Annotated in this window: 21 protein-coding genes, 1 pseudogene and 1 CRISPR repeat array; of the genes and pseudogenes, 16 read left to right on the forward strand and 6 right to left on the reverse strand. The window is 53.3% G+C overall.

Going from position 1 to position 23,513, the window contains the following annotated elements:
- Window positions 1-2: 2 nt before the first annotated feature.
- The 3 genes from serC to purU all read right to left on the reverse strand — a co-directional run bounded on the left by serC (window position 3) and on the right by purU (window position 4,759).
- Window positions 3-1,085 carry a 3-phosphoserine/phosphohydroxythreonine transaminase gene (gene serC, locus CPH80_RS07290; protein ID WP_096276509.1) on the reverse strand — a complete coding sequence of 361 codons (1,083 nt, stop codon included), beginning with the start codon at window positions 1,083-1,085 and terminating at the stop codon, window positions 3-5.
- 50 nt (window positions 1,086-1,135) lie between these two features.
- The gene (gene gyrA, locus CPH80_RS07295) at window positions 1,136-3,778 is read right to left on the reverse strand and encodes a DNA gyrase subunit A (RefSeq protein WP_096276510.1); all 2,643 of its coding nucleotides are present in this window, start codon (window positions 3,776-3,778) and stop codon (window positions 1,136-1,138) included.
- A 126-nt stretch (window positions 3,779-3,904) separates the two neighbouring features.
- Complete coding sequence (gene purU / locus CPH80_RS07300; RefSeq protein ID WP_096276512.1) at window positions 3,905-4,759, reverse strand: formyltetrahydrofolate deformylase; 855 nt, start codon at window positions 4,757-4,759, stop codon at window positions 3,905-3,907.
- Window positions 4,760-4,916: 157 nt separating this feature from the next.
- On the opposite strand from purU, the gene ggt reads away from it, so the two are divergent.
- Window positions 4,917-6,683, forward strand: a complete 1,767-nt coding sequence (gene ggt, locus CPH80_RS07305) for a gamma-glutamyltransferase (RefSeq protein WP_096276514.1) — start codon at window positions 4,917-4,919, stop codon at window positions 6,681-6,683.
- Between the two features lie 39 nt (window positions 6,684-6,722).
- Complete coding sequence (locus CPH80_RS07310; RefSeq protein ID WP_096276516.1) at window positions 6,723-6,971, forward strand: YkoF family thiamine/hydroxymethylpyrimidine-binding protein; 249 nt, start codon at window positions 6,723-6,725, stop codon at window positions 6,969-6,971.
- Window positions 6,972-7,433: 462 nt separating this feature from the next.
- Here CPH80_RS07310 and CPH80_RS07315 read toward each other — a convergent pair whose 3' ends face one another.
- Both CPH80_RS07315 and CPH80_RS07320 read right to left on the reverse strand, forming a co-directional pair.
- A complete protein-coding gene (locus tag CPH80_RS07315) occupies window positions 7,434-8,387 on the reverse strand; it encodes an ankyrin repeat domain-containing protein (protein WP_096276517.1) in 954 nt (317 codons plus the stop codon).
- Window positions 8,388-8,723: 336 nt separating this feature from the next.
- Window positions 8,724-9,293 (reverse strand): recombinase family protein, encoded by a 570-nt coding sequence (locus CPH80_RS07320; protein WP_096276519.1) that lies wholly within the window; start codon window positions 9,291-9,293, stop codon window positions 8,724-8,726.
- A 198-nt stretch (window positions 9,294-9,491) separates the two neighbouring features.
- Between CPH80_RS07320 and CPH80_RS07325 the strand changes: the two genes are divergently transcribed.
- The 10 genes and pseudogenes from CPH80_RS07325 to cas1e all read left to right on the forward strand — a co-directional run bounded on the left by CPH80_RS07325 (window position 9,492) and on the right by cas1e (window position 18,504).
- Window positions 9,492-9,755 (forward strand): type II toxin-antitoxin system RelB/DinJ family antitoxin, encoded by a 264-nt coding sequence (locus tag CPH80_RS07325; protein WP_096276521.1) that lies wholly within the window; start codon window positions 9,492-9,494, stop codon window positions 9,753-9,755.
- A pseudogene (locus CPH80_RS07330) lies at window positions 9,742-10,024 on the forward strand (type II toxin-antitoxin system YafQ family toxin). The gene CPH80_RS07325 and the pseudogene CPH80_RS07330 overlap by 14 nt, the downstream one beginning before the upstream one ends.
- A gap of 124 nt (window positions 10,025-10,148) precedes the next feature.
- Entirely contained in the window at window positions 10,149-10,709 is a 561-nt protein-coding gene (locus CPH80_RS07335; RefSeq protein ID WP_096276523.1) for a recombinase family protein, read from the forward strand.
- A 152-nt stretch (window positions 10,710-10,861) separates the two neighbouring features.
- Complete coding sequence (cas3, locus tag CPH80_RS07340; protein WP_197703621.1) at window positions 10,862-13,321, forward strand: CRISPR-associated helicase Cas3'; 2,460 nt, start codon at window positions 10,862-10,864, stop codon at window positions 13,319-13,321.
- Window positions 13,322-13,333: 12 nt separating this feature from the next.
- The gene (casA, locus tag CPH80_RS07345; RefSeq protein ID WP_096276525.1) at window positions 13,334-14,830 is read left to right on the forward strand and encodes a type I-E CRISPR-associated protein Cse1/CasA; all 1,497 of its coding nucleotides are present in this window, start codon (window positions 13,334-13,336) and stop codon (window positions 14,828-14,830) included.
- A 4-nt stretch (window positions 14,831-14,834) separates the two neighbouring features.
- Window positions 14,835-15,380, forward strand: coding sequence for a type I-E CRISPR-associated protein Cse2/CasB (gene casB, locus CPH80_RS07350; protein ID WP_096276527.1), 546 nt, complete (start codon window positions 14,835-14,837; stop codon window positions 15,378-15,380).
- Window positions 15,377-16,021, forward strand: coding sequence for a type I-E CRISPR-associated protein Cas6/Cse3/CasE (gene cas6e, locus CPH80_RS07355; RefSeq protein ID WP_096276529.1), 645 nt, complete (start codon window positions 15,377-15,379; stop codon window positions 16,019-16,021). Before casB ends, cas6e begins: the two co-directional genes overlap by 4 nt.
- A gap of 14 nt (window positions 16,022-16,035) precedes the next feature.
- Entirely contained in the window at window positions 16,036-17,064 is a 1,029-nt protein-coding gene (gene cas7e, locus CPH80_RS07360) for a type I-E CRISPR-associated protein Cas7/Cse4/CasC (RefSeq protein WP_096276531.1), read from the forward strand.
- A gap of 8 nt (window positions 17,065-17,072) precedes the next feature.
- Window positions 17,073-17,783, forward strand: a complete 711-nt coding sequence (gene cas5e / locus CPH80_RS07365) for a type I-E CRISPR-associated protein Cas5/CasD (RefSeq protein ID WP_096276533.1) — start codon at window positions 17,073-17,075, stop codon at window positions 17,781-17,783.
- A 4-nt stretch (window positions 17,784-17,787) separates the two neighbouring features.
- Window positions 17,788-18,504, forward strand: coding sequence for a type I-E CRISPR-associated endonuclease Cas1e (gene cas1e / locus CPH80_RS07370; protein ID WP_096276535.1), 717 nt, complete (start codon window positions 17,788-17,790; stop codon window positions 18,502-18,504).
- Here cas1e and CPH80_RS07375 read toward each other — a convergent pair.
- Window positions 18,461-19,402, reverse strand: coding sequence for an IS1595-like element ISMrsp2 family transposase (locus CPH80_RS07375; RefSeq protein ID WP_096276537.1), 942 nt, complete (start codon window positions 19,400-19,402; stop codon window positions 18,461-18,463). The genes cas1e and CPH80_RS07375 overlap by 44 nt on opposite strands.
- Before the next feature lie 96 nt (window positions 19,403-19,498).
- Here CPH80_RS07375 and CPH80_RS07380 point away from each other — a divergent pair, with 96 nt between their 5' ends.
- The 4 genes from CPH80_RS07380 to CPH80_RS07395 all read left to right on the forward strand — a co-directional run bounded on the left by CPH80_RS07380 (window position 19,499) and on the right by CPH80_RS07395 (window position 23,364).
- Window positions 19,499-19,696: a hypothetical protein gene (locus CPH80_RS07380; protein WP_197703622.1), complete on the forward strand. Its 198-nt coding sequence runs from the start codon at window positions 19,499-19,501 to the stop codon at window positions 19,694-19,696.
- Window positions 19,674-19,961, forward strand: a complete 288-nt coding sequence (cas2e, locus tag CPH80_RS07385) for a type I-E CRISPR-associated endoribonuclease Cas2e (protein ID WP_096276539.1) — start codon at window positions 19,674-19,676, stop codon at window positions 19,959-19,961. The genes CPH80_RS07380 and cas2e overlap by 23 nt, the downstream gene beginning before the upstream one ends.
- Window positions 19,962-20,008: 47 nt before the next feature.
- A CRISPR array of direct repeats spans window positions 20,009-22,354; the repeat unit is 28 nt; unit sequence GTCTTCCCCACGCCCGTGGGGGTGTTTC.
- A gap of 326 nt (window positions 22,355-22,680) precedes the next feature.
- Window positions 22,681-23,010, forward strand: a complete 330-nt coding sequence (locus CPH80_RS07390; protein ID WP_096276541.1) for a type II toxin-antitoxin system RelE/ParE family toxin — start codon at window positions 22,681-22,683, stop codon at window positions 23,008-23,010.
- A 36-nt stretch (window positions 23,011-23,046) separates the two neighbouring features.
- Window positions 23,047-23,364 carry a helix-turn-helix domain-containing protein gene (locus tag CPH80_RS07395; RefSeq protein WP_227520395.1) on the forward strand — a complete coding sequence of 106 codons (318 nt, stop codon included), beginning with the start codon at window positions 23,047-23,049 and terminating at the stop codon, window positions 23,362-23,364.
- The last annotated feature ends 149 nt before the right edge of the window (window positions 23,365-23,513 follow it).

Below are 23,513 nucleotides of genomic sequence, written 5' to 3' on the forward strand. Positions count from 1 at the left end.
GATCAGCCCCGCTCCTTGGCAAATTCTGTCATGTACTGAATCAACGCATCCACACCGGCCTCTGGCATGGCGTTATAAATACTAGCACGCATGCCGCCTACAGAGCGGTGACCGGCCAGGTTCAGCAAACCCCGGGCGTCGGCTCCTTCAAGGAAGGCACTGTTCAGAGCATCATCACGCAGAGTGAATGGAATATTCATCCAAGAGCGGAAGCGTGGCTCAATAGGGTTGGCGTAAAACTCGTTGGTATCGATAAAGCCGTACAGCTTTTGCGCCTTCCTTAAGTTCGTCTCACCCATGGCTTTCACGCCGCCTTGGGCTTTCAACCACTTAAATACCAAGCCCGCGAGATACCAAGAATACGTCGCCGGCGTGTTGTACATAGAACCGTTATCCGCAATAACCTGGTAGTTCATCATGGTTGGCGTTTCCTTGCGGGCTTTGCCCAGAAGGTCTTTCCGAATAATGACCACGACTAGCCCAGAGGGACCGATATTTTTCTGAGCGCCTGCGTAAATCAGCCCGAACTTGGACACATCTACCGGGCGAGAAAGCATGGTAGAAGACATGTCCGCCACCAGCGGCACATCGCCGCTGTCGGGAACAAAATCAAACTCTAGGCCGCCGATGGTTTCGTTCGGCGTGTAATGCAGGTACGCCGCATCGGCATGAGTCTGCCAAGTCGCTTGATCCGGAATGCTGGCGAAGCCGCCCTCTTCCGAGCTAGCGACGACGTTCACATCGGCATAACGATTGGCTTCCGCAATGGCCTTTTTCGACCAAATGCCGGTGTTTACATAATCCGCAGACGTTTTGTCGCCAAGCAAGTTCAAGGGAATCGTGGAGAACTGACTGGAAGCTCCACCCTGCATAAAGAGAACGGCGTAATCGTCTGATACGCCCGCCAATTCGCGCAGGTCTCGCTCAGCGGTTTCGGCAATTTCCATGAACGCATCGCCACGATGGCTCATTTCCATTACCGACATGCCCGTGCCACGCCAGTCCAACATTTCATCCCGTGCCTGTGCCAGCACACTTTCCGGCAGCGTTGCCGGACCTGCACAAAAGTTATACGCCCTGCTCATGTTCCTGTGGTCTCTCACGTCTGGCGGATTCGGTGTTCGGCAGTGCTGGCTTATTCCTCGCCAGCATCCTGCTCCGGACTGTTGTCTTCGCTTTCATCTGTTGAAGCGTCTTCGCCCTCGATAGCTTCGCCGTCTACAACTTCGCCTTCGATGTCTTCATCGTCGGTTTCAGCAATCCGCTCCACGCCCACCAGGCGCTCGTCTTCTTGGCTCAGCCTGATCAAACGCACGCCCTGGGTGTTCCGGCTAAGAACCGATACTTCATCCGTGCGGGTACGAACCAGCGTGCCCTTATCGGAAATCAGCATCATTTCGTCGCCATCGAACAGCTGCAACGCGGTTACTAGGTTGCCGTTACGCTCGGAGCACTGCATGGCGATAACGCCCTGGCTGCCACGATTGTACGTCGGGAACTCATCAATCGCGGTGCGCTTGCCATAACCGTTCTCACTGGCGGTCAGAATAACGCAGCCTTCCTGAGGAATGATCAGGGAGACCACGTGATGGCCCTCGGGCATTCTGATACCACGTACGCCACGCGCCGTCCGGCTCAGCGGGCGAACCGCCTCTTCGTTGAAGCGAACCGCTTTGCCAGCTGTGGAGAACAGCATGATTTCAGCATCGCCTTCCGTTATCGCAGCACCGATCAACGTATCGCCTTCGTCCAGAGACAAGGCAATCAGGCCACTGCTACGCGGACGGGAGAAGTTCGGCAAACGCGTTTTCTTAACAACGCCCGCAGACGTTGCCATCAGAACAAACTGGTTTTCTGGATAATCCCGCACTGGCAGGAAAGTTGTGATGCGCTCACTTTCATCCAGGGGCAGAATGTTCACCATTGGCCGACCACGGGACGCGCGGCTGGCACGGGGAATCTCGAATACACGCAACCAGTAAACTTTGCCTCGGTTAGAGAAGCACAGAATGGTGTCGTGGGAGTTGGCAACTAGCAGCTTCTCAACGAAATCTTCGTCTTTCATGGAGGTCGCAGCTTTACCGCGGCCACCACGGCGCTGAGCCTGATAGTCTTCAACTGCCTGAGTCTTGGCGTAACCGCTGTGGGAAATGGTTACAACCAAATCTTCTTCATCAATCAGGTCGGCAACCGTGAGGTCGCGCTGGGAGCTGGTTATTTCCGTGCGACGCTTGTCACCGAACTCTTCTACCACAGCTTCTAGCTCTTCACGGATAACCTGCATCAGGCGATCTGGATCGCCCAGAATTTCCAGCAGGCCGGCAATTTTTGCTAGAATTTCCTTGTACTCGTTCTGGAGTTTTTCAGTCTCCAGACCGGTCAAACGGTGCAGTCGCATGTCCAGGATAGCTTGAGTCTGCTCTGGAGACATGAAGTACAGACCACCGCGCAGGCCGTAGGCTTCTGGCAGATCGTCTGGGCGGCAGGCATCTTCGCCAGCACGCTCAAGCATCGCCATGACGTTACCAGGCGCCCAGCCTCTGGCCATCAGCTTTTCTTTAGCCTCCAAAGAGCTTGGAGAAGCTTTGATCAGCTCAATCATCTCATCGATGTTGGCCAATGCGACGGTCAGGCCTTCAAGAATATGGCCTCGCTCGCGGGCTTTACGCAATTCAAATAGGGTACGACGTGTCACCACTTCACGGCGGTGACGCACGAACGCATCCAGCATTTCTTTGAGATTAAGAATTCTCGGCTCGCCGTTGATCAGCGCAACCATGTTAATACCGAATACCGTCTGCAGCTGGGTCTGCTTAAACAGATTATTGACCACAACTTCCGGGTTCTCGCCGCGGCGCAACTCGATAAAAACGCGGATACCTTCCTTGTTGGACTCATCCCGCAGTTCGGTGATGCCTTCCAGGCGCTTTTCCTTCACCAGCTCGGCGATCTTTTCGATCAGACGGGCTTTGTTAAGCTGATACGGCAGCTCGGTGATGATGATGGCAACGCGGTTGGTTTTCTTGTCGGTTTCAATCTCGTGACGAGCGCGAATGTAGATGCGGCCACGACCGGTACGATAAGCCTCAACAATGCCGGCACGGCCGTTGATGATGCCATCGGTCGGGAAATCCGGGCCTGGAATGTACTCCATCAACTCATCGCAGGTGAGATCCGGATTATCAATCAGCGCCAAGCAACCCGTGACCACTTCGGTCAGGTTGTGGGGCGGAATATTCGTCGCCATGCCCACCGCAATACCCGAGGAGCCGTTCACCAGCAGGTTAGGAACCCGGGTAGGCATTACCTCAGGAATTCGCTCTGTGCCATCGTAGTTATCGACAAAGTCTACGGTTTCTTTCTCGAGATCCGCCAACAAGGAGTGTGCAATTTTCTCCATGCGAATTTCGGTGTAACGCATGGCTGCCGCGTTATCGCCGTCGATAGAACCGAAGTTACCCTGGCCGTTTACCAGCGGGTAACGCAGGGAGAATGGCTGAGCCATACGTACGATGGTGTCGTAAACAGCAGAGTCACCGTGAGGGTGATACTTACCAATAACATCACCCACCACACGGGCAGACTTCTTGTAGGCCTTGTTCCAGTCGTTATTCAGTTCGGACATTGCGAACAGAACACGACGGTGAACCGGCTTGAGGCCATCCCGCACGTCCGGAAGCGCTCGCCCAACGATTACGCTCATCGCGTAATCTAGGTAAGACTGCTTCAGTTCATCTTCAATATTGACCGGCAGGATCTCTTTGGCTAATTCACCCATCGAGAAAAGTTCCTTTGCGTTATCTGGAAGTCGTTTCAGGGCCGCTTCTCGGCCCCGTAGTTATTCTTCAACAAGCCGCCGATTCTACCACAGTCGCACCCTTTCAGGGGCATCTGTGAGGCAGCCTTAATCAAATACCACCGTCTTGTTTTCGTAAGTGATCACTCGATCCTCAACATGAGAGCGCAATCCCCGGGCAAGAACATTTTTCTCCACATCTTTACCGAGGCGCACCATGTCCTCAATGCTATCACTGTGGGTAATGCGGATAACGTCCTGCTCAATTATCGGCCCTTCATCAAGATCCTGGGTCACGTAATGGCAAGTAGCACCGATCAGCTTGACCCCACGGCTGTATGCCTGATGGTACGGCCGCGCTCCAGCGAAGGATGGCAAAAAGCTGTGGTGAATGTTGATCACTTTGCCCGCGTACTTTGCACAAAGCTCCGCTGGAAGGATTTGCATATACCGTGCGAGCACCACCACATCGGCCTCGTAGGTCTGAAAAAGCTCGTCGACGTGGGCGAACGCCTCTTCACGATTTTCCTTGCTCATCGGAATATGGTGATACGGGATTTCGTGCCATTCCACCATGCGACGCAAATCGTCGTGATTAGAAATAACCGCAACAATCTCAGCGTTGATGTCATTGCTGTGCCAGCGGTACAGGAGATCGGCCACACAGTGGGACTCCTTACTGCACATCAGAATCACTTTTTTGGGCTGGGCCGAATCCGCAATATGCCACTGCATATCGAACTCTTGGGCGATCGGCGCAAATGCGGCGCGGAACTGTTCAAGGCCAAAAGGAATAGATTTGGCTTTGATCTCGTGGCGCATGAAAAACCAGTCGGTGTAGGTATCCGAATGGTGGCTCGCTTCAGTGATCCAGCCATTGTAGGTCTGTAGAAAATTACTCACCTTGGCAACGATTCCAACCCTGTCGGGGCAGGAAATCACAAGACGGTAGGTATGCTCCATGTAAAGCCTTTCCTTAACTGACAAACGGGAAAGCAGGTGCGCCGGGAACCATTGTCGGAAACGGCAGCCCGAACAGGTGCTAAGGTTAGCGGTACGCACCCTATAAAATGACGGGCTATCATAGCCTATCTGAACACCAGAAACGAGGAACAGGGACATGGACAGAGGCCTACACCAGCAATCTTGGAAAACCCGATTCACTGGGCGCTCAGGTGGCCTGTGTGTACTCATCCTGACTGCATGCCTTACAACTCTGGCAACGCCGGTTTTCAGCCAAGCCATTCTTGAAGGCGAACGATTTCATCCTGCCAGTGCCCGCCAAGGCATGGTAGCAACCAGTCACACTTTGGCAACAGAGGTCGCCCTGAAGGTACTGCAGGACGGCGGTAATGCGGTGGATGCGGCCGTAACCGCCGGGTTCGCGCTAGCCGTTACTCAGCCAAGATCAGGTAACATCGGCGGCGGCGGTTTTATGCTGATATCCAAAGGCGACGGCTCCGAGCCAGAAGCCATCGATTACCGGGAAAAAGCACCCTCGGGCGCCACCGAAACGATGTATCAGGATGAATCCGGCGAAGTGGTGCAGAACCGCAGCCGGTTTACCCATCTAGCCGCAGGCGTTCCCGGTACGGTTGCCGGTTTTGCCATGGCACTGGAACGCCACGGCACCCTACCCCTAAAACAGGCGCTTGCCCCGGCCATCAAACTCGCCAGAGAAGGCTTTATTGTTCCGCAACGCTTCAGCGAAGGCCTTGAGCAGGCGAAGGAACGACTTCAGCGCTGGCCCGCAACTCTTGAGACCTTCTATAAAGAAGACGGCTCTGCCTGGCAAGCCGGCGAGCGCTTTCGTCAGCCGGAATTGGCAGACACTCTGCAGCGCATTGCTGACGAGGGCGTGAAAGGTTTTTATGAAGGTGAAACCGCACAACTGATAGTCGAGGAGATGGAGAGACACGGAGGGCTTATAACCCGACAGGATCTAGAAGACTACGAGCCGGTTGTGCGCGCTCCGGTGCATGGAAGCTACCGGGGTTACGATATCTACTCCATGTCACCACCCTCCTCCGGCGGCACACACATCGTCCAGATACTGAACATTCTTGAAGGTTTTCCAATTCAGGAGCTGGGCCACAACTCAGCCGATACGATTCACTACATGGCGGAAGCCATGAAACTTGCCTATGCCGATCGCTCAGAATATTTGGGCGATACGGATTATGTGGATGTGCCGCTAAAAGGCCTGACCAGCAAGGCTTATGCTGAAGAACTGCGGCAAGACATAAAGCCTAACAAAGCCCGCCCCGCAGGCGAGATTCGTTACGGCCAGCCCCCAGGCTACGAAAGCCCAGAAACCACGCATTTTTCGGTTGTCGATAAATGGGGCAACTCGGTATCGAACACCTACACCATCAACTTCAGCTACGGCTCAGGCATTACCGTGCAAGGCGCCGGTTTTCTGCTCAATAACGAAATGGATGATTTCAGCGCCAAGCCAGGCGTGCCCAATGCCTACGGTTTGATTGGCGGTGAGGCAAATAAGGTGGAACCCGGTAAGCGCATGCTCAGCTCCATGTCGCCGACCATCGTTCGCAAAGGCGACCGCAACTATCTGGTAACCGGCAGCCCGGGCGGCTCGCGTATTATTACCACCACCCTGCAGGTAATCATGAACGTGATCGATCACGGCATGAACATACAAACAGCCGTCAGCGCGCCCCGCATTCATCATCAGTGGCTGCCGGATGAAATTCGCATTGAACAAGGCATTAGCGCAGACACGGTGCGCTTACTCGAAAGGCGCGGTCACAAGGTGGTGACCAACTCGGCTATGGGGGCCATTCAGAGTATCATGATAGGAGAAGACGGCACCCTGTACGGCGGCGCAGACCCGAGGCGCAGCACTTCCTCGGCCATGGGCTACTGACAGCAGAAGCGACAATAAACAGAGAAACCGGAGGTATTTATGTTCCTGTCTGTGCAACTGAGTTTTTATCCCCTGAAGGATGACTACAAGCAACCCATTTGGGATTTGATCGCCCGGCTGAAAGAGACCAATCTGGAAGTTGTCGCCGGCCGCATGAGCACGGAAATTTTCGGTGAGTACGACGAGGTTATGAGCGTTCTTTCCGATACCCTGAAGTGGTCTTTCGAGACTTATGGGAAATCGGTTTTCGTGGCTAAGATTATGGAGGGGGATCGGAGGCCGAAGTGATGGATTTCGCATAGAGACACATGCTTAAGGGTCGTTTTCTGGACGCTCTTAACAGCTACTCAAAAAGTACTGTTTTGGCTCGCTTAGGCGCCCAACTATTCCGTACAACAATCTACGAGCAGGAAAGGTATCTTTTTTGATCGTAGGTTTTGAGTGAGAGAATTTTAGGTGGTTAACCACCAGGTCATGGAATGCGGTTCCAATAGTGCAGCTCCCCCCCTGGCACTCGCAAGAAGCATCCGAGGGAGCATCCATTCCGATACGGTACACCAAGCAAGACTCTGGCCGCAGCAACATGCATTACTGCGGCTTGGTAAAAAACACCTAACAGATTAAGACCAGTGCGCTTGAATTCCGCCAAAATCGCGGGAAATGGAAAAAAAATAAACTACGAAAAAGGTGATAACACCTAAATCCAGCTTGGCTCGCTTTTCGAGTTGGGGGGGGCGATTCAGCGGAAAATTAGGTTTCCCTAATTGCTTGTTCCACTAGCGCAATTATTTTAACATTACCAGCAGCCATATCTCTTACCGATCTTTCCTCAGAGTTTTTGAGTGTGATATCACAGCCAAAAAATATGAGGGTTTTGGTAAGATTATAATCATTGTTCCAAATCGCCTTATGCAGGGGGAAGGCTTCACGTTCATAACGTCTTATAAACTGAGTTAGTAGGCGCCTTTGTTTTAAGCTTTTTATTGGTTTAAAGTGTTTTTCTTGAAAATCGGCCCATTTTTCTCTTGTCATTATGCTTTCAATATCAATTCTATTGCATATGTCAGCATCTTCCAATGCTTTTTCGTGTTCTCGCTTTAACCTAGACACTTCTTCTTTAGAAGCTTCGTCAGATATTTCCCGTTCGAGCTTTAACCTAGCATCTTCTTCAGGCGTGTGGTTACGTTTTCCTTCTATTGATCTCGCCTCTGTTTCTATTTTTGTATAGAAACCCACAGTATTTTTTAGAGCCTTATCTTTGGCTTTCTTAATGCGATCATTGCCAACAATCGTCAAATTTTTAATAAAACTCAATTTATTAACAGAATTTTTAATTTCTGCCTCTGGTTCACTCCAATTTTCTTTATTTGCCTTCATGAAAACATACCCCAATAACAGTGATGTAAGGATGTTTCCGGCGACCCCTTGCGTAACCATAACAGCATATATTGTTTCACCATCGAGGCCAGCCGATTGACCCAACATAAATATTAGTCCGCAAGATGCGGGAATAATAATCAGTGCAGTTAATAGCCAATACTTTAAAATATTCCGAAGTACTAAAAAGGCGGGGGAAACTGCAAGGCCCTGCCTTTTTCGGCGGAACCTTCGTATAAATTGTGCAGGCACTGAAAAAAAACAGTAAATTAAAACCAGAACAAGGGCGACGTTAATAATATCAATCAATAGTTGGAGATCTGACATAACTTGTACTTCATCCTCTTGTGAAATGCACAACATAAATTAAATTTGCATATCAAGTAGTCAGTCGATTAAGCCCGTATTAATAAAAAATAGACTAATCTTGAAAAAACGCATATGTCCAATAATTATGAATGTTCGTTCCGAACGAGCGCTAATACTACTTATTTGACCTCATGTTTAACGGAGTTTCAAGAGTACGCGAATCTAAGCTTCCCCTCGCAGTCACATTATTCGTTGCGTGTATTATACATACCCGTCGCCGATTTCGTTTTAGTTGTCGACGCACACAGATAGCGTTGTTCCAATGCCCCCCAGCATTGCTTTGCTGACGAGGCTTTAAGCAGGCTTATCCTCATTAGATCGCAGCTTTTGTAAAGCACGATAAACTGTCATTCGTGATAAGCCCATGTCCCTGGCAACCTGGGCCTTTGTGTTTCCACTTGCCATGCGTGTGTAGATTTCGGCTTCATCGACAGTTTTTCGGCGGCCCTTGTAGGCCCCTTTGCCTTTCGCGACCTCAATGCCGGCACGCTGCCGATCCTTTATAAACTTCAGTTCCATGTCCGCGACCATGCCCAAGACAGTGATCATCATGCGACCCATGTCACCCTTGGTTGTTATATCGGGTTCAAGAACGCGTAACGAGGCGCCCCGAGCATCCAGCTCATGGACCAAATTCAGTACGTCACGGGTAGAGCGACCCAGACGATCGAGGCGATGAACAACGAGCTCATCACCTCGACGCAAGAACTCAAGCACAGTCTCTAGCTCGCCTCGCCCATCGCGCGAAGCGCCAGACACCGTCTCGGATCGAATGACTTCGCAGCCTGCGTCGGTCAGTTTTCCGATTTGAATGTCGAGATCCTGACTTGCACTGCTAACGCGTGCATATCCGATGAGGGGCATAGTGTTTTGTCACATTAGGGTGGTTAGAAAAAAGATACTGTCACAAAAATAATTTTATACCCAATAGTGACACTTTTGCGTGTCACATCAAACCATCCCCTAAGGGTATAGTTCAGCTTGACATCGGCTCAAGTTTTTCTATTGCCTAATTTCGGACACTGGGCTACAATGTAGCTCAACAAGGTGGAGGATTGAACTATGTCAGCGAATGCTGTTGTGCGTGCTCGGATCGACGAGCACATCAAGGAGGAAGCGACCGTTGTATTGGCGGCCATGGGGCTTACCGTGTCGGATGCTTTTCGCATCCTGCTCACCCGCGTTGCCCGCGAAAAGGCGCTACCTTTTGAGCCGTTGGTCCCAAATGACGAAACCATCGCAGCGATGAAGGAAGCGCGCCGTGGCAACTTGCCTTCGTTCGCCACCGTCGAGGGACTGATGGCGGATTTGAATGCGGACGATTGAGCGTACCGGGAAATTCAAACGCGACTACTAAGCGTGAAGCCAAAGGCGCCCACAGGGCGACGCTGGAGCGCAATTTCATCGAGGTCGTGGTCGCGCTGGCGAACGATCAACCCTTGGCCGAGAAGCATCGCGACCACGCGCTGATCGGCGACTGGAAAGATTACCGCGACTGTCACGTCAAGCCCGACCTAGTGTTGATTTATCGAACGCCTAATGTCGGGGTGCTACAGCTCGTGCGTTTAGGCCCTCACAGCGAACTCGGTCTTTAATGGGCAAAACCGAATGCAGCATCGGACCATCAACAATGTTGATCTAGCACTGACCGGACCTTGACGTGTTTTATTTGCCGTTTCGTGAGTTGACCCCTTTGTGCGATCAATAAACGCTCGTTTGATGATCATAGGATATGCACGTGTCAGTACCCAAGATCAAAATCCGGAGTTCCAGGTCGATGCTCTGGAGAAAGCCGGTTGCGAACAGATCTTTCAAGAAAAGTTTACCGGCAAGCTCCGGGAACGACCTGAGCTGTCGCAGTGTCTGCGTACCCTCCGAAAGGGGGATATTCTGGTTGTCTGGAAACTGGATCGGCTTGCCCGTTCGCTGAAAGACCTGGTTGAAATAGTCCAGGAGCTCCATGATCGAGAAATCGGCTTCAAGTCACTGACGGAATCCATCGACACCACCAGTTCCGGTGGCCGCTTGGTGTTCCATATCTTCGGTGCCTTGGCTGAGTTTGAACACGACCTGATTCGGGAGCGGACGATAGCAGGACTCCAGGCAGCCAGAGCAAGGGGACGAAAGGGTGGGCGAAAACGCGCAATGTCGGATGCTGATGTGAGAAAGGCTGCGGCAATGCTCTCTGACATTCACATCACCACGAAAGAAGTTGCTGAATTTTTCCAAGTATCCAGAACCACTTTAAATGCTGCGCTATCGAGGATCGGCTCGAATTAGTTCAGCTTGCTGCATAAGTAATTTTGGGCGAGAGCATGCTAAGAAGAACGAAAACAACAACAAATGTAGACCACCCAGTAATATTATCTGGTGAATGTCCCGCGAAGACCTTCAAAAAGGTCAATGGCGATGTTGTTCAAGGTAGGTCAGTGTTGAACCATTGCCAGATTGTCGGTGAAGTTGCCCGCGAAATAATCGCCCGGATGCCGGTTAGCGGCTTGTTTCCTGCCGGTGCTCCATTAGCAGCAGCAGCTCATGATATAGGCAAAGTAAGCCCGTATTTTGCAGAGAAGATACGACAGGCCTGTACGCCTGGTATGGCACGGATTGCTTCAATACCCGACATCAACCCGAAAATGGAGAGCCAATGGGGCGGTCACGCGGGTGTCAGCCAAGTAACAGCGAAAGCAATCAACACACCGGAATATTTAGCTGAAATTCTCGGCCAGCACCACGGTTTTGCCCCGCCGGTTGACGGCAAGCGGGCAAATGATGGTGTTTTTGGTGGGCCTGCCTGGCAGCATGAACGCGAAGCTCTGGTAGTTGAACTCAAATCACGACTGGGCATGAATTGGCCGCACATAGATTCTATGCCACAGGCACGTTTGTTGGCGGGGCTCACATCGGTATCGGACTGGATTGGCTCGGGTCAGTTTTTTGAAGACCCAGATTCACCCTGGCAGGAGAATATTGGTCGTGCCCTGGATGCAGCCGGTTTCGTGCCGGCTACTTACCGGCAAAGTATGAGTTTTGAGCAGGTATTTTCTTTTCAACCCCACGCAGCCCAGCAACAATTGATTGACCAGGTAAAGGGTCCCGGGGTCTATGTGCTGGAAGCACCTATGGGGTTGGGCAAGACCGAAGCGGCGCTTTACGTCGCCTATCGCATGCTGGAAACCAAACAAGCCAGCGGGATTTACTTTGCGCTGCCGACTCAACTGACTTCCAACAAGATATTCGAGCGATTCAATGAGTTTCTTGCCAGTGTACTCGCCGATGATTGTGAACACCGTTCATTGTTGCTACATGGAAATGCTTGGTTGCTAGACACTGATATGGGCGAAGAAGGCAGGCCCGGTGGTGCCTGGTTCAATCAGGCCAAGCGTGGTCTGCTAGCGCCCTTTGCGGTAGGTACCATTGATCAGGCGCTGATGGCCGCAATGAACGTCAAACATGGCTTTGTGCGGGCGTTCGGGCTCGCCGGTAAAGTGGTGATTCTTGACGAGGTGCATACCTACGATGCCTACACCGGCACTTTGCTGGATGCGCTGATAGAGTTATTGAAAGCACTGCAATGCACAGTCATTATTCTCAGCGCTACCCTCAATCGTGATCGCCGTGAACAGCTTTTGGGCTGTAAGCTGGTGAGCGATGCATACCCCTTGATCACTGCCGTGCCCAATGCCGGATTGGTTGCGGAAGTCTCCATGCCCGCCCCGGTGGGTCAGCGTGTGGCCATTCGTTTGCTGGAGCCGGAGCAAACGGCTCTTGAGGAAGCTCTTGACCGCGCCGAGGACGGTCAGCACGTATTGTGGATTGAAAATACCGTTTTGGAAGCTCAGCAGCGTTACCTTGACCTGGCAGCGAGAGCAGTAGACAGGGGCGTTGCTTGTGGCTTGCTGCACTCACGCTACACGCCGGATGATCGACAAGCGCTTGAGTCGCTGTGGGTGAACAGGTTCGGCAAAGCGGGCTGGTCAAACAGAGCAGAGCAAGGCTGCATTCTGGTTGGTACGCAAGTACTGGAACAGTCGCTGGATATAGACGCAGACTTTATGGTGAGCCGCTTTGCGCCCACAGATATGCTGCTGCAACGCCTTGGTCGTCTCTGGCGACACGAGCACACCCCCAGACCGACCACGGCAGTCTGTGAAGCCTGGGTACTGGCACCTGAGTTGCAGTACGCCACCGGCGCTCCTGAAAAGGCCTTTGGCAACAGCGCTTTCGTATACAGCCCCTTTGTGCTGTGTCGCAGCCTGGAGGTGTGGCAGGCTGTGGCTAAAATTCAATTATCGACTGACATTCGTTCATTGATCGAACGAACCTATGCCACTCGTGACGAGTCTGCAGAACTGGCCGGAATGCTGACGGACCTGGATAACGGCACTCGCTGGCGTACCGGACGCAAGGCTATGCGGCAGCTTGCCCGCATCACGCTTGCGGATGCGGGTAATACGTTACCGGAAAGCAAAGCGCAAACACGATATAGCGAAACGGACAGTTTTGACGTTTTGTTATTGCGGCACATAAAGCTGGTGCCAGAAGACCGGGTAACGCGAATTACATTGTTGAATGGTGAACAGCATTCGCTACCTTGGCAGTGGCGAGTGTATAGCAAAGCACAGTGGCGGAAATTGAGTGCTACGCTTATGCGCCAGGTGGTGGCGCTGCGTATACAGGACGCACCCTTGCAAATACCCCTCCAAACGCTCGAAAGGTTTCGTTTGCAGTATTGTTTCTATCTGGGTAATCCAGCACACGAAGAAGCCATCTTGCGAGTAGCACTGGTGGACGAAACTGGCAGGTTGAGCGGCTTACAGGGTGCGCCACTGCACGATAAATACAGCCTCAACTACCGCGATGACCTTGGCTACCGGGTTATCAAACCCTAAGGACCTACGCTCATGGAAAACCGTTACAACTTAATAGATGAACCGTGGATACCTGTCGCGGATTATGGCCGAGTCAGTTTGCGGCAAGTGTTTAACCAGTCTGAATACCGCAGCCTCGGTGGCAACCCGGTGCAGAAAATAGCCTTACTAAAACTGCTGCAGGCCATCGCTCAGGCGGCAGCAACGCCGGAGGATGATGGCGAGTGGAAGGCTTTAGGTTGTAACGGGTTGGCTCAACAATGCTGTGAATATCTGGATAAGTGGCACGACCGTTTTTATCTCTATGGGGATCGGCCTTTCTTGCAGATGCCGGCTGTGGCTGCCGCTAGAGTTCAGGCTTATGGTGCCGTTATTCCCGAGGTTTCGTCTGGCAATACCACCGTGCTTAGTCAGATCCAGGTCCAGCGTTCGCTAGATGAGGCGGATAAAACACTATTGATCGTCAGTTTGATGGGTTTTGCTTTGGCAGGAAAGAAGGCTGATAACCATGTCGTGTTATCACCAGGTTACCAGGGGAAACGTAACGACAAAGGCAAACCCTCGTCGAGTAAACCGGGTCCTTCGGTGGCCCACATGGGCTTACTGCATAGTTTTCTGATAGGCAGCAGTCTTCAAGAGACGGTTTGGCTGAATCTCCTGACTACCCGACTTATTGCTCAAACCAATATGTATCCACAAGGCATAGGTGTCGCGCCGTGGGAGCAAATGCCAGCAGGAGAAGATTGTTCCGTGGCAAAGGGCTTGAAACAGTCCCTGATGGGTCGACTCTTGCCTATTTGTCGATTTTGCCTGCTAACAACCGACGGGGTGCATTATTCTGAAGGGCTCGCGCACAGTGGATACAAAGAGGGTGGCGCTGACCCCTCTGTCGCAGTTAATTATTCAGGCAAAGAACCCAAGGCACTTTGGGTTGACCCAGAAAAACGGCCTTGGCGTGAACTCACCGCCTTGCTCGGCTTTTTTGGTCAAAACGGTAGCCAGGGCTTCCAGAGTTGGCAGATTAAAGGCGGACTCGATCGTGCGCGGGATGCAATAGATAGTTTCGCTCTGTGGTCTGGGGGCCTTCGGGTAAGCAGCAATGCGGGTGAGCAATACGTGTCCGGTAGTGATGATTTTGTTGAATCTCAGGTATGGCTGCATTCCGATTTTTTGGGGGCGTCTTGGTTTGCTCAACTCAAAACAGAGATGGACGAAATGGACGTGCTCGCCCGGAACTTATACGGGCGGGTAATGGCATTTTGCAAGGAACAAAAAGTTGATGGTAGCAAGCTTGCCGGGCAAGCAAGCCGATTATTCTGGCAGCTCAGCGAACGCAACTTTCAAACACTGGTTGATAGCTGCGATCAGGACGAGCGGTCAAACCAGCAGCGCCGCGAATTACGCCGCCAATTTGCAGGCTACGTTCATCAAGCCTACGACCAGTTTTGCCCGAAGGAAACCGCCCGCCAACTCGATGCCTGGGCCAAATGCCAACCGAATAACAGCAAATATCTAAAACAGGAGGCCTGAGCGGATGGACGCAGCAACTGAAAAGCTAAAATCAACAAGGGAAGAGCGCTTTGTGACCAGCGTGATAAAACGCTGCCAGGAAGATAAAGGCCTTGCAGCCCGGCTGCGACGCGGGGACAACCCCGCAACGGAATATCAGAGCTGGGAGTTGTTGGCCTCTTTGGGAGTTGATCTGGAAAAAGACTATGAACGGCTGCCGTTTGTTACCCTTGCCGCCGCGATAGCCAAGACCAAGGCTGAACACAATGGCCGTCTGTCCCTTGGGCGCGCTATTGCTGCCTGCTATGAAGACGGCCGCGACAGCAACCAGGCCAAGGCTCGCCTACGTCGCTTACTGGCCTGCGAGGACACGCCGGAAGCCTGTCGTATTTTGCGCTCGCTCTTTTCGTTGATCGACAGCAAAGCCAATCAGCCGCTCGATTTTGTCAGGCTGCTTAAGCAGCTTCGGCGTTTTTCTTTTGATGATGCGCGCACTCAGATCAAAGCTCAGTGGGCGCAAGAGTTTTATGGTCAACCAGCCCAATCGCAAGCTGGGGAGACAGGCGCATGAGCATGATTGCCAGCGTGCTGCACCTGGATCGTAAAGCGATCCAGGCGCTACGCATTACCGACATTTACTCCCTACACCGAGTGGTTTACAGCCTGTATGACGATGTTCGCGATGCTGGGCAAAAGTCTGCCAGCGAGGGCAGCGGGATACTCTTTGCTGATCAGGGAGGTGATTTCCGGAGCCGGCGCATTCTGATGCTGGCAAACCGCAGCCCGGCAGAATGCATTGATGGTCAATTCGGCGAGGTACAAAGCAAGACCATCCCTGACGATTTTCTCAGCCATGCTCGCTATCGATTCAAGGTCGTCGTTAATCCCACACGACGTGACAGCGCTAGCCGCAAGTTGCTGCCGGTCAAAGGCCGTGAGGCCATTGCGGAATGGTTTGCCGCCCGAGGCCCACAAAGCTGGGGCTTTACGGTATCGCGGCAGCACCTGCAGGTGGATAACGTGGATGTTCTGCGTTTCAAAGACAAACACGATCATTTAGTCACTATCTGTCAGGCGCATGTTCAGGGTGAGTTCAGCGTTACCGATCCTGCACAGTTTCAACGCAGCTTTAAACAGGGCATAGGCCGGGCTCGCACATTCGGCTGTGGTCTGCTGCAAATCGTTCCAATAATCGATAATCCCTTCGCCTGAAAAGGAAATTCAATATGCACAATACTTACACCAACACTCGTATCGAGTTTCATATTCTGCAATCTTTCCCGGTAACCTGCCTTAATCGCGATGATGTAGGTGCGCCCAAAACGGCCATTATTGGCGGAGTGAGTCGGGCTCGCGTCAGTTCACAGTGCTGGAAACGGCAAGTACGGTTGGCCATGCAAGATTTCGGCATCAAGCTGGCATCCCGCACCAAAAAATCAGAAGAGTTGTTTGTTAAAGCCTGTCTGGCTGCGGGCGCAGATGAAGCCAGCGCGCAAGCCTGCGGTAAGAAAATAGCTGATCAGTTAATTGACGATACCCTGCTTTTTATCAGCGATACCGAGGCCAATGCCTTCGCCGCCTATGCCCGTGAGCAAGGCTTTGACGATGCAAAGCTGAAGGATAAGGACCTCGCTAAAGTCGCCAAAAAAGCTCTCAATCCTGCCATTGATGCTCTCGATATCGCCTTGTTTGGCCGTATGGTTGCCAAGGCTGCTGACATGAATGTTCAGGCAGCCGCGTCTTTTGCACATGCCATTTCTACACACAAAGTCAGCAATGAAGTTGAATTTTTCACCGCTCTGGATGATCTGCAAACTGAACCTGGCTCTGCGCATATGGGCAGCCTGGAATTCAATTCGGCTACGTATTATCGCTACATCAGTCTTGATCTGGGCCAGCTTGCTCAAAGTCTGGACGGAGACGACCTGAAGAAAGCCATTGAAGCGTTCACTAAGGCGTTGTTTGTCGCAGTGCCTAGTGCGCGACAAACAACGCAGTCTGGCGCCAGTCTTTGGGAATTTGCTCGTGTGCAAGTACGAACAGGGCAGCGTCTGCAAGTGCCTTTCGAGACAGCTATCAAGGGCAAAGAGGGTGGCTATCTGCAACCAAGCATAGATGCGTTGCAAGGTTACCTGGATAAGAAAGAGAAGTTGTCCGGCTCCTTGTTCGGAAAACTAGCCAGCTATGACTGGGGCGAAGACGAAAGCTTCAGCATTGACGATTTGGTAGCAGCCCTACAAAGCCATGTGCAGTGAGGTGATGTATGAGCGATTCTTATTTGCTGTTGTGGCTCGAAGCCCCGCTCCAATCCTGGGGGCATGATTCAAAATTTGGTCGGCGTGATAGCCTGGACTTTCCAACCAAATCTGGCGTTTTGGGCTTGCTGTGCAGCGCCCGTGGCGCCGGAGGCGAAGAGCAGGCATGGTTGGCAGCATGGGCTGACCTGGACATGCAACTGGATGCCTATGTTCTAAAAGACCGGCTAGGGAAGCCAGTGCCACGGTTACCCTTGATGCGTGACTTTCATATGGTAGGTAGCGGTTACGATAGTAAAAACCCCTGGGCCAGCCTGATGATTCCTAAAACCAGTGATGGCAAACCAGCTGTAGGTGGTGGTTCAAAAATGACCTATCGCTATTACCTTCAGGACATGGCCTATGCCGTCGCCATTCAGGCGCCAGCCGCGTATCTCGAACAGGCAGCGGAGGCCCTCAAAAGTCCGGTATGGGATTTGTACCTGGGGCGTAAAAGCTGCGTGCCTACAGAGTTCATTGCTCAAGGGGTTTTTGCCACGGCGGAAGAGGCTTTGAGGGCCGGTGCGCAGCTTGCTGCTGATAAAATTCGAGCCAGCGTCTTTCATGTCAGTCAGGGAGAGCATGAGGGTGAAGTGCTAACCCTTAATGATGTGCCATTGCAGTTTGGTGAGCACAAAAAATATCGCGACAGGCGGGTTACCGTTCAGACGATGGAGTAGTTTCATGGCAGATGGACAGCGATTATTCGTCAAGATCACCCGTGAGTCCTTGCCACAGGTCAAAGACAAGTACCCCTTTATCTATCTTGAACGCGGCAGGCTGGAGGTTGACGATAGCAGCATCAAATGGATTGATTCTGAGGCTAATGTCGTAGCTCTTCCTATTGCAACCTTGAACACGTTGTTACTTGGGCCGGGTACTACGGTCACCCATGATGCAATTAAAACGGCGGTGGCTGCGAACTGCTCGGTGTGCTGGGTGGGTGAAGACAGCTTGCTGTTCTACGCCGCTGGCTTTCTGCCTACAGCCGATACGCGAAACCTTAAGCAGCAGGTAGAACTGTCAGCCAATCCGGACAAGTCCTTAGAAGTGGCAAGGCGCCTGTTCGCCCGTCGCTTTCCCGATGCGGATTTGGATGGGAAATCTCTCAAGGAAATGATGGGCATGGAAGGCTATCGGGTTCGCTCGCTGTATCAGGAAAAAGCTCGCGAATACCAAGTAGGCTGGAAAGGGAGGCAGTTTACACCCGGCAAGTTTGAGTTTAGTGATATTACCAATCAGGTCATGACGGCAGCCAATGCCGCCTTGTATGGGATATTGTGCTCCGCCATACACAGCATGGGTTATTCACCGCATATCGGTTTTATTCATTCGGGCAGTCCATTACCTTTCCTGATTACGCATAAGAGTCAGCCATCTTTAGCAGCCTATAGGGCATAGGCGGTGTCCGGGCTGCTACTGTCAGGAACCGCGGAAGCATGGCTTTGAGATCGTAGCGCCGATTGAAGCGGTATTCGAACTCAGCGAGGTAGCGAGGGGTGTGCTGCCCCCGGATAGCGTGGTAAGTTCCAGTGATCGCGTTCTTGACGTTGCCGAGCACGGTGTTGACCCAGTTGAACTCAGGATTCGCCACGCTGGCACGACCGCCTCCGGTGATGTGGCGCTCGTGGACGCAGGTGGCCGTGTCAAAGGCTCGGAAACAGTTGAGACCATCGCTGACAACGTGGCTTCCGGGCGCAATGGCCTGTTGGCTATAGCGACGCACCTCGGCCAGGGTAAAGCCACTCACACGGCGAAGCTGAACCCGCATCGGGTGGCCCTCGCCATTGGTTTGTACCGCAGCGACAAAGGGGAATTTATGCTCGGCACCACGACCTGGTTTTCCCGACCGTTCGCCGCCCAGATAGGCGTCATCAATCTCGATGCGGCCGCTGAGCCTCTCTCCCTGGTTGCGATCGTGCATGACCTGCAGCACCTTGTGTTTGAGCTTCCAGGCCGTGTTATAAGTGACACCGAGATCCCGAGACAGCTGCAATGCCGAGAGACCGCTCTTACGCTGGGTCAGCAGATAAATGGCCAGGAACCAGGTGGTCAACGGCAGGTGAGTCGCATGAAAGAGAGTGCCGGCGGTCAGTGACGTCTGATGGTGACAGCGATGGCACTGGTAATGCCCCCTCGATAGCCGGCAGCCGTTAGCATTGCCGCAGTCAGGGCACACAAATCCCTTGGGCCAGCGGTGCTGGAAAAGGGCTTCCTGGCACTGTGCTTCTGTGCCGTATTGCTTGAGAAAAGCCGGCAACGACAGGCCGGGCTGGAACTGGATTGGGTTACGTGCCATGAGATTGCCTCCTGTACTGTATATAATCAGTATAGGCCAGAATGGCGGCAGCGTGGCTGATTAACGTGAGTAATCAGGTTACCTTTTGTCTATGACATGGCTGACCTATACAAAGAAGCGCTGTGCATTGATTTAGCCTTTGCGCTGACCCGCGATATGGCCGGCCGCTACAATAAAGCTACGGTTTCTGACGCTTTCCGAGAGCGGGTTGTCGATATAGATCTGCTGGCGCGTCTGGCCGATGACATTCCCGATATGTTGGGGGTAGGCCATGCTCGTCGTCGTCGCAAATGACTTGCCGCCTGCAGTTCGCGGCCGGATGAAGCTGTGGTTTGTAGAGCCCAAGCCCAATGTATTCGTGGCTGGCATCAAGGATTCCGTGGCCGTTACGGTGATCGACTACCTTTATAAGCACTGCCCACCTGAGTCTGGCGTCATGATATTCCGCTCATTGCCTGGGCCGCCCGGTTACGAAATTAGAACTATAGGTCCTACCAAGAAAGCAATGATCAACATCAGCGGATTACAATTGGTTATTGAAACCCTTAAATCTCATTAAACAGCATATGTTGTGCTTATGCGCTGGTTCTTTCACAATTTGTTGTTGTCTTCCCCACGCCCGTGGGGGTGTTTCTGGTAGCGCCTTTTTTCTGCCAGCCAATACCGCGTCTTCCCCACGCCCGTGGGGGTGTTTCCTGGGATTTTGCGCCGTACCGTTTTGTACCCGCGTCTTCCCCACGCCCGTGGGGGTGTTTCTCTTATGACCTAGTGCGTGCTGGCGATTCATCTGTCTTCCCCACGCCCGTGGGGGTGTTTCCTCGGATAGATTGTTTTTTTGTGTGCGAATTCCGTCTTCCCCACGCCCGTGGGGGTGTTTCTATGTTAGAAGCTCCTATGGTCTAGGCGTAAACGTCTTCCCCACGCCCGTGGGGGTGTTTCCTCATAGCCGGGTACGCCCGGCAAGCAAGGTACGTCTTCCCCACGCCCGTGGGGGTGTTTCTCCCGAGAAACCCACACACTCTGACAGTCATCTGTCTTCCCCACGCCCGTGGGGGTGTTTCTCCCTGATCTTCTCTATCTCGCTGATCAGCTCGGTCTTCCCCACGCCCGTGGGGGTGTTTCCATAAGCCCTGCTAGCCGCCTCGGGGGTGCTATGTCTTCCCCACGCCCGTGGGGGTGTTTCTACCTGAGCCCTTTGGCTCCTACGTTTGGCCGCGTCTTCCCCACGCCCGTGGGGGTGTTTCCAGGTGCAACGCTTGCCAGGAGGAAGGCCATTAGTCTTCCCCACGCCCGTGGGGGTGTTTCTAAAAGGGGACGCCGAAGGTTGGGCGTATAGCGGTCTTCCCCACGCCCGTGGGGGTGTTTCCGGTCAAGACGCGTACGAAGTCAACAGCGTGACGTCTTCCCCACGCCCGTGGGGGTGTTTCCAGAAAGACTGGCACGAATACCTTGCCGACATTGTCTTCCCCACGCCCGTGGGGGTGTTTCCACGACCGTATCTGCATATTCTCAGGCGGCGGAGTCTTCCCCACGCCCGTGGGGGTGTTTCCTGACATCTTGTGGGCGTCTGTCCAGCTGCGCAGTCTTCCCCACGCCCGTGGGGGTGTTTCCGACGGCATTGTGTGCTCCACAATTAATGGAAAGTCTTCCCCACGCCCGTGGGGGTGTTTCCCATCGGCGTACTGGTGCAGCGTGATGATGGGAGTCTTCCCCACGCCCGTGGGGGTGTTTCTATATGGGCCGTGATAGTGAAGGGCGGCCAACTGTCTTCCCCACGCCCGTGGGGGTGTTTCCAGGGCTACGGCGCACCCGTTTTGGCAGGTTAGGTCTTCCCCACGCCCGTGGGGGTGTTTCTGTCAGGCTTAGCCGTCCAGCCTTTCAGCAGGTGTCTTCCCCACGCCCGTGGGGGTGTTTCTACAGGCATGTATATCTGTACGACTCCTTGTTTGTCTTCCCCACGCCCGTGGGGGTGTTTCTATGGATTGGCCGCATAAGCGGGCACAATCTTGGTCTTCCCCACGCCCGTGGGGGTGTTTCCAATGATTCGTGACCTTCTTGCCATCCCCTATGGTCTTCCCCACGCCCGTGGGGGTGTTTCTGACTGACTTGTAAGCTATGCGAGGATCCTCCGGTCTTCCCCACGCCCGTGGGGGTGTTTCCGTATGCTTCCCACTCTTGCGGCATCGCCGGCAGTCTTCCCCACGCCCGTGGGGGTGTTTCTCCACAACGCCCATCTAATCGCCGCCTCCCCTGGTCTTCCCCACGCCCGTGGGGGTGTTTCTAGCCGATAACAGACCCGCACTCTTTGCACTTTGTCTTCCCCACGCCCGTGGGGGTGTTTCCAAAGATCGAGATGATTCAGCCGCAAGAGCGATGTCTTCCCCACGCCCGTGGGGGTGTTTCCAAGTTTTTAGAGATAGATCTTGATGGGGGTGTGTCTTCCCCACGCCCGTGGGGGTGTTTCCGAGGTTGAGGCGCTTGGCCTAAGCCTGAGCGAGTCTTCCCCACGCCCGTGGGGGTGTTTCTCCTGCAAAGGCGCTATAGAAGAGGCGGAAACAGTCTTCCCCACGCCCGTGGGGGTGTTTCTCGCCGCTATTACAAAAAGACGACCATGCAGGAGTCTTCCCCACGCCCGTGGGGGTGTTTCCAGGAACGTCTCGACGTGTGCCCGGGTCAGCGGGTCTTCCCCACGCCCGTGGGGGTGTTTCTTGAGCACCCACAGCGCCCAACACACTTTGAAAGTCTTCCCCACGCCCGTGGGGGTGTTTCCCAAGTAGTACGCCTTTTCTTCGGTGTCTATTAGTCTTCCCCACGCCCGTGGGGGTGTTTCTCTACGGCGGTAAAAGAGGCGGGGTCTCCCGCTGTCTTCCCCACGCCCGTGGGGGTGTTTCCCGGCGCATGGGCAAGAAGGATGAGCTGATTAAGTCTTCCCCACGCCTGTGGGGGTGTTTTGTAGTGGTCAACTAATTCCGCACAAATTTTAAACCGTCCGTGGAAACGGGGTAGAATCTACCATAGCCTCAGTTCACTCAGACTAACCGCTCTGATGATCTGAGCGTTGGCTATAAATGACGGCCCGCGTTTTCTGGTTGACCGAGCAATTGTGGAGCGCCGCCTTACGCTGCGCATAATCGCGGTTATGTTTACTTGGTTCTACACGGTTACTAAGAACACTTCTGACATAGACTCACATTCGGCTGCATCAATTATATTTCAGCGCCCTTGCTTTATATCAGTGCTGATATATTATTCGGGGTAGACGATCTCAGGAGCTGCCGATGTCGAGAGAAAAGAAGCCCCTGGAGTTCCTCGGGGATGCGCTGGCCAGCCTGCGAGACTTCCCTGGCGAGGCGCGCCGAGAAGCGGGCTACCAGCTGGACAGGACCCAGACTGGTGAGGACCCTACCCACTACCGGCCGATGCCGTCCGTGGGGCGCGGTGTGGTGGAGATCAAGATCCGCGAGGACGATGGCGCTTTTCGGGTCTTCTACGTCGCTAACCGCGGTAATGCGATCTACGTGCTTCATTGCTTCCAGAAGAAGAGCCAGAAGACCGACAAGCAAGACATCGAGATCGGCAAGAAACGTTACAGCGAGATTCCAGACTAGGAATCCAGGCACCAACGAAAGACCCAACAGAACTACATGGAACCTAACCAGGTGACAGACATGGCAAACGAACGATTCGAAAGTGTGTGGGATGCGATTGAAGACACCCCTGAAGAAGCCCTGAACATGCGCCTGCGCTCCGAACTGATGATTCAGATCACCAGGCGCGTGAAGGAGTGGGGCATCACTCAGAAAGAGGCGGCGCAGCGCCTGGGTATCACCCAACCCCGCCTGAACGACCTGCTGAACGGCCGCATCAACAAGTTTGGCCTTGACGCCTTGGTCAACCTGACCGGTCCGGCGCACTTCCACGTGGAGCTGACGCTGAAGGACGAGGAGGTGGCTGTGGCCTGATGCCATGCCTTCCGGGGATATTCCGCAAACCATTAACCGAAGGGGTCAAAGACCTATTAACGGGTCTTATAATACCCCCTCCAAAAAAACCTCAAGCATGCGCCCCCCCCAACAGCCGCTGACAGCAGAAGCGACGATAAGCAGAGAAA

The organism is Marinobacter sp. LV10R510-11A (assembly GCF_900215155.1).
GTDB lineage: Bacteria > Pseudomonadota > Gammaproteobacteria > Pseudomonadales > Oleiphilaceae > Marinobacter.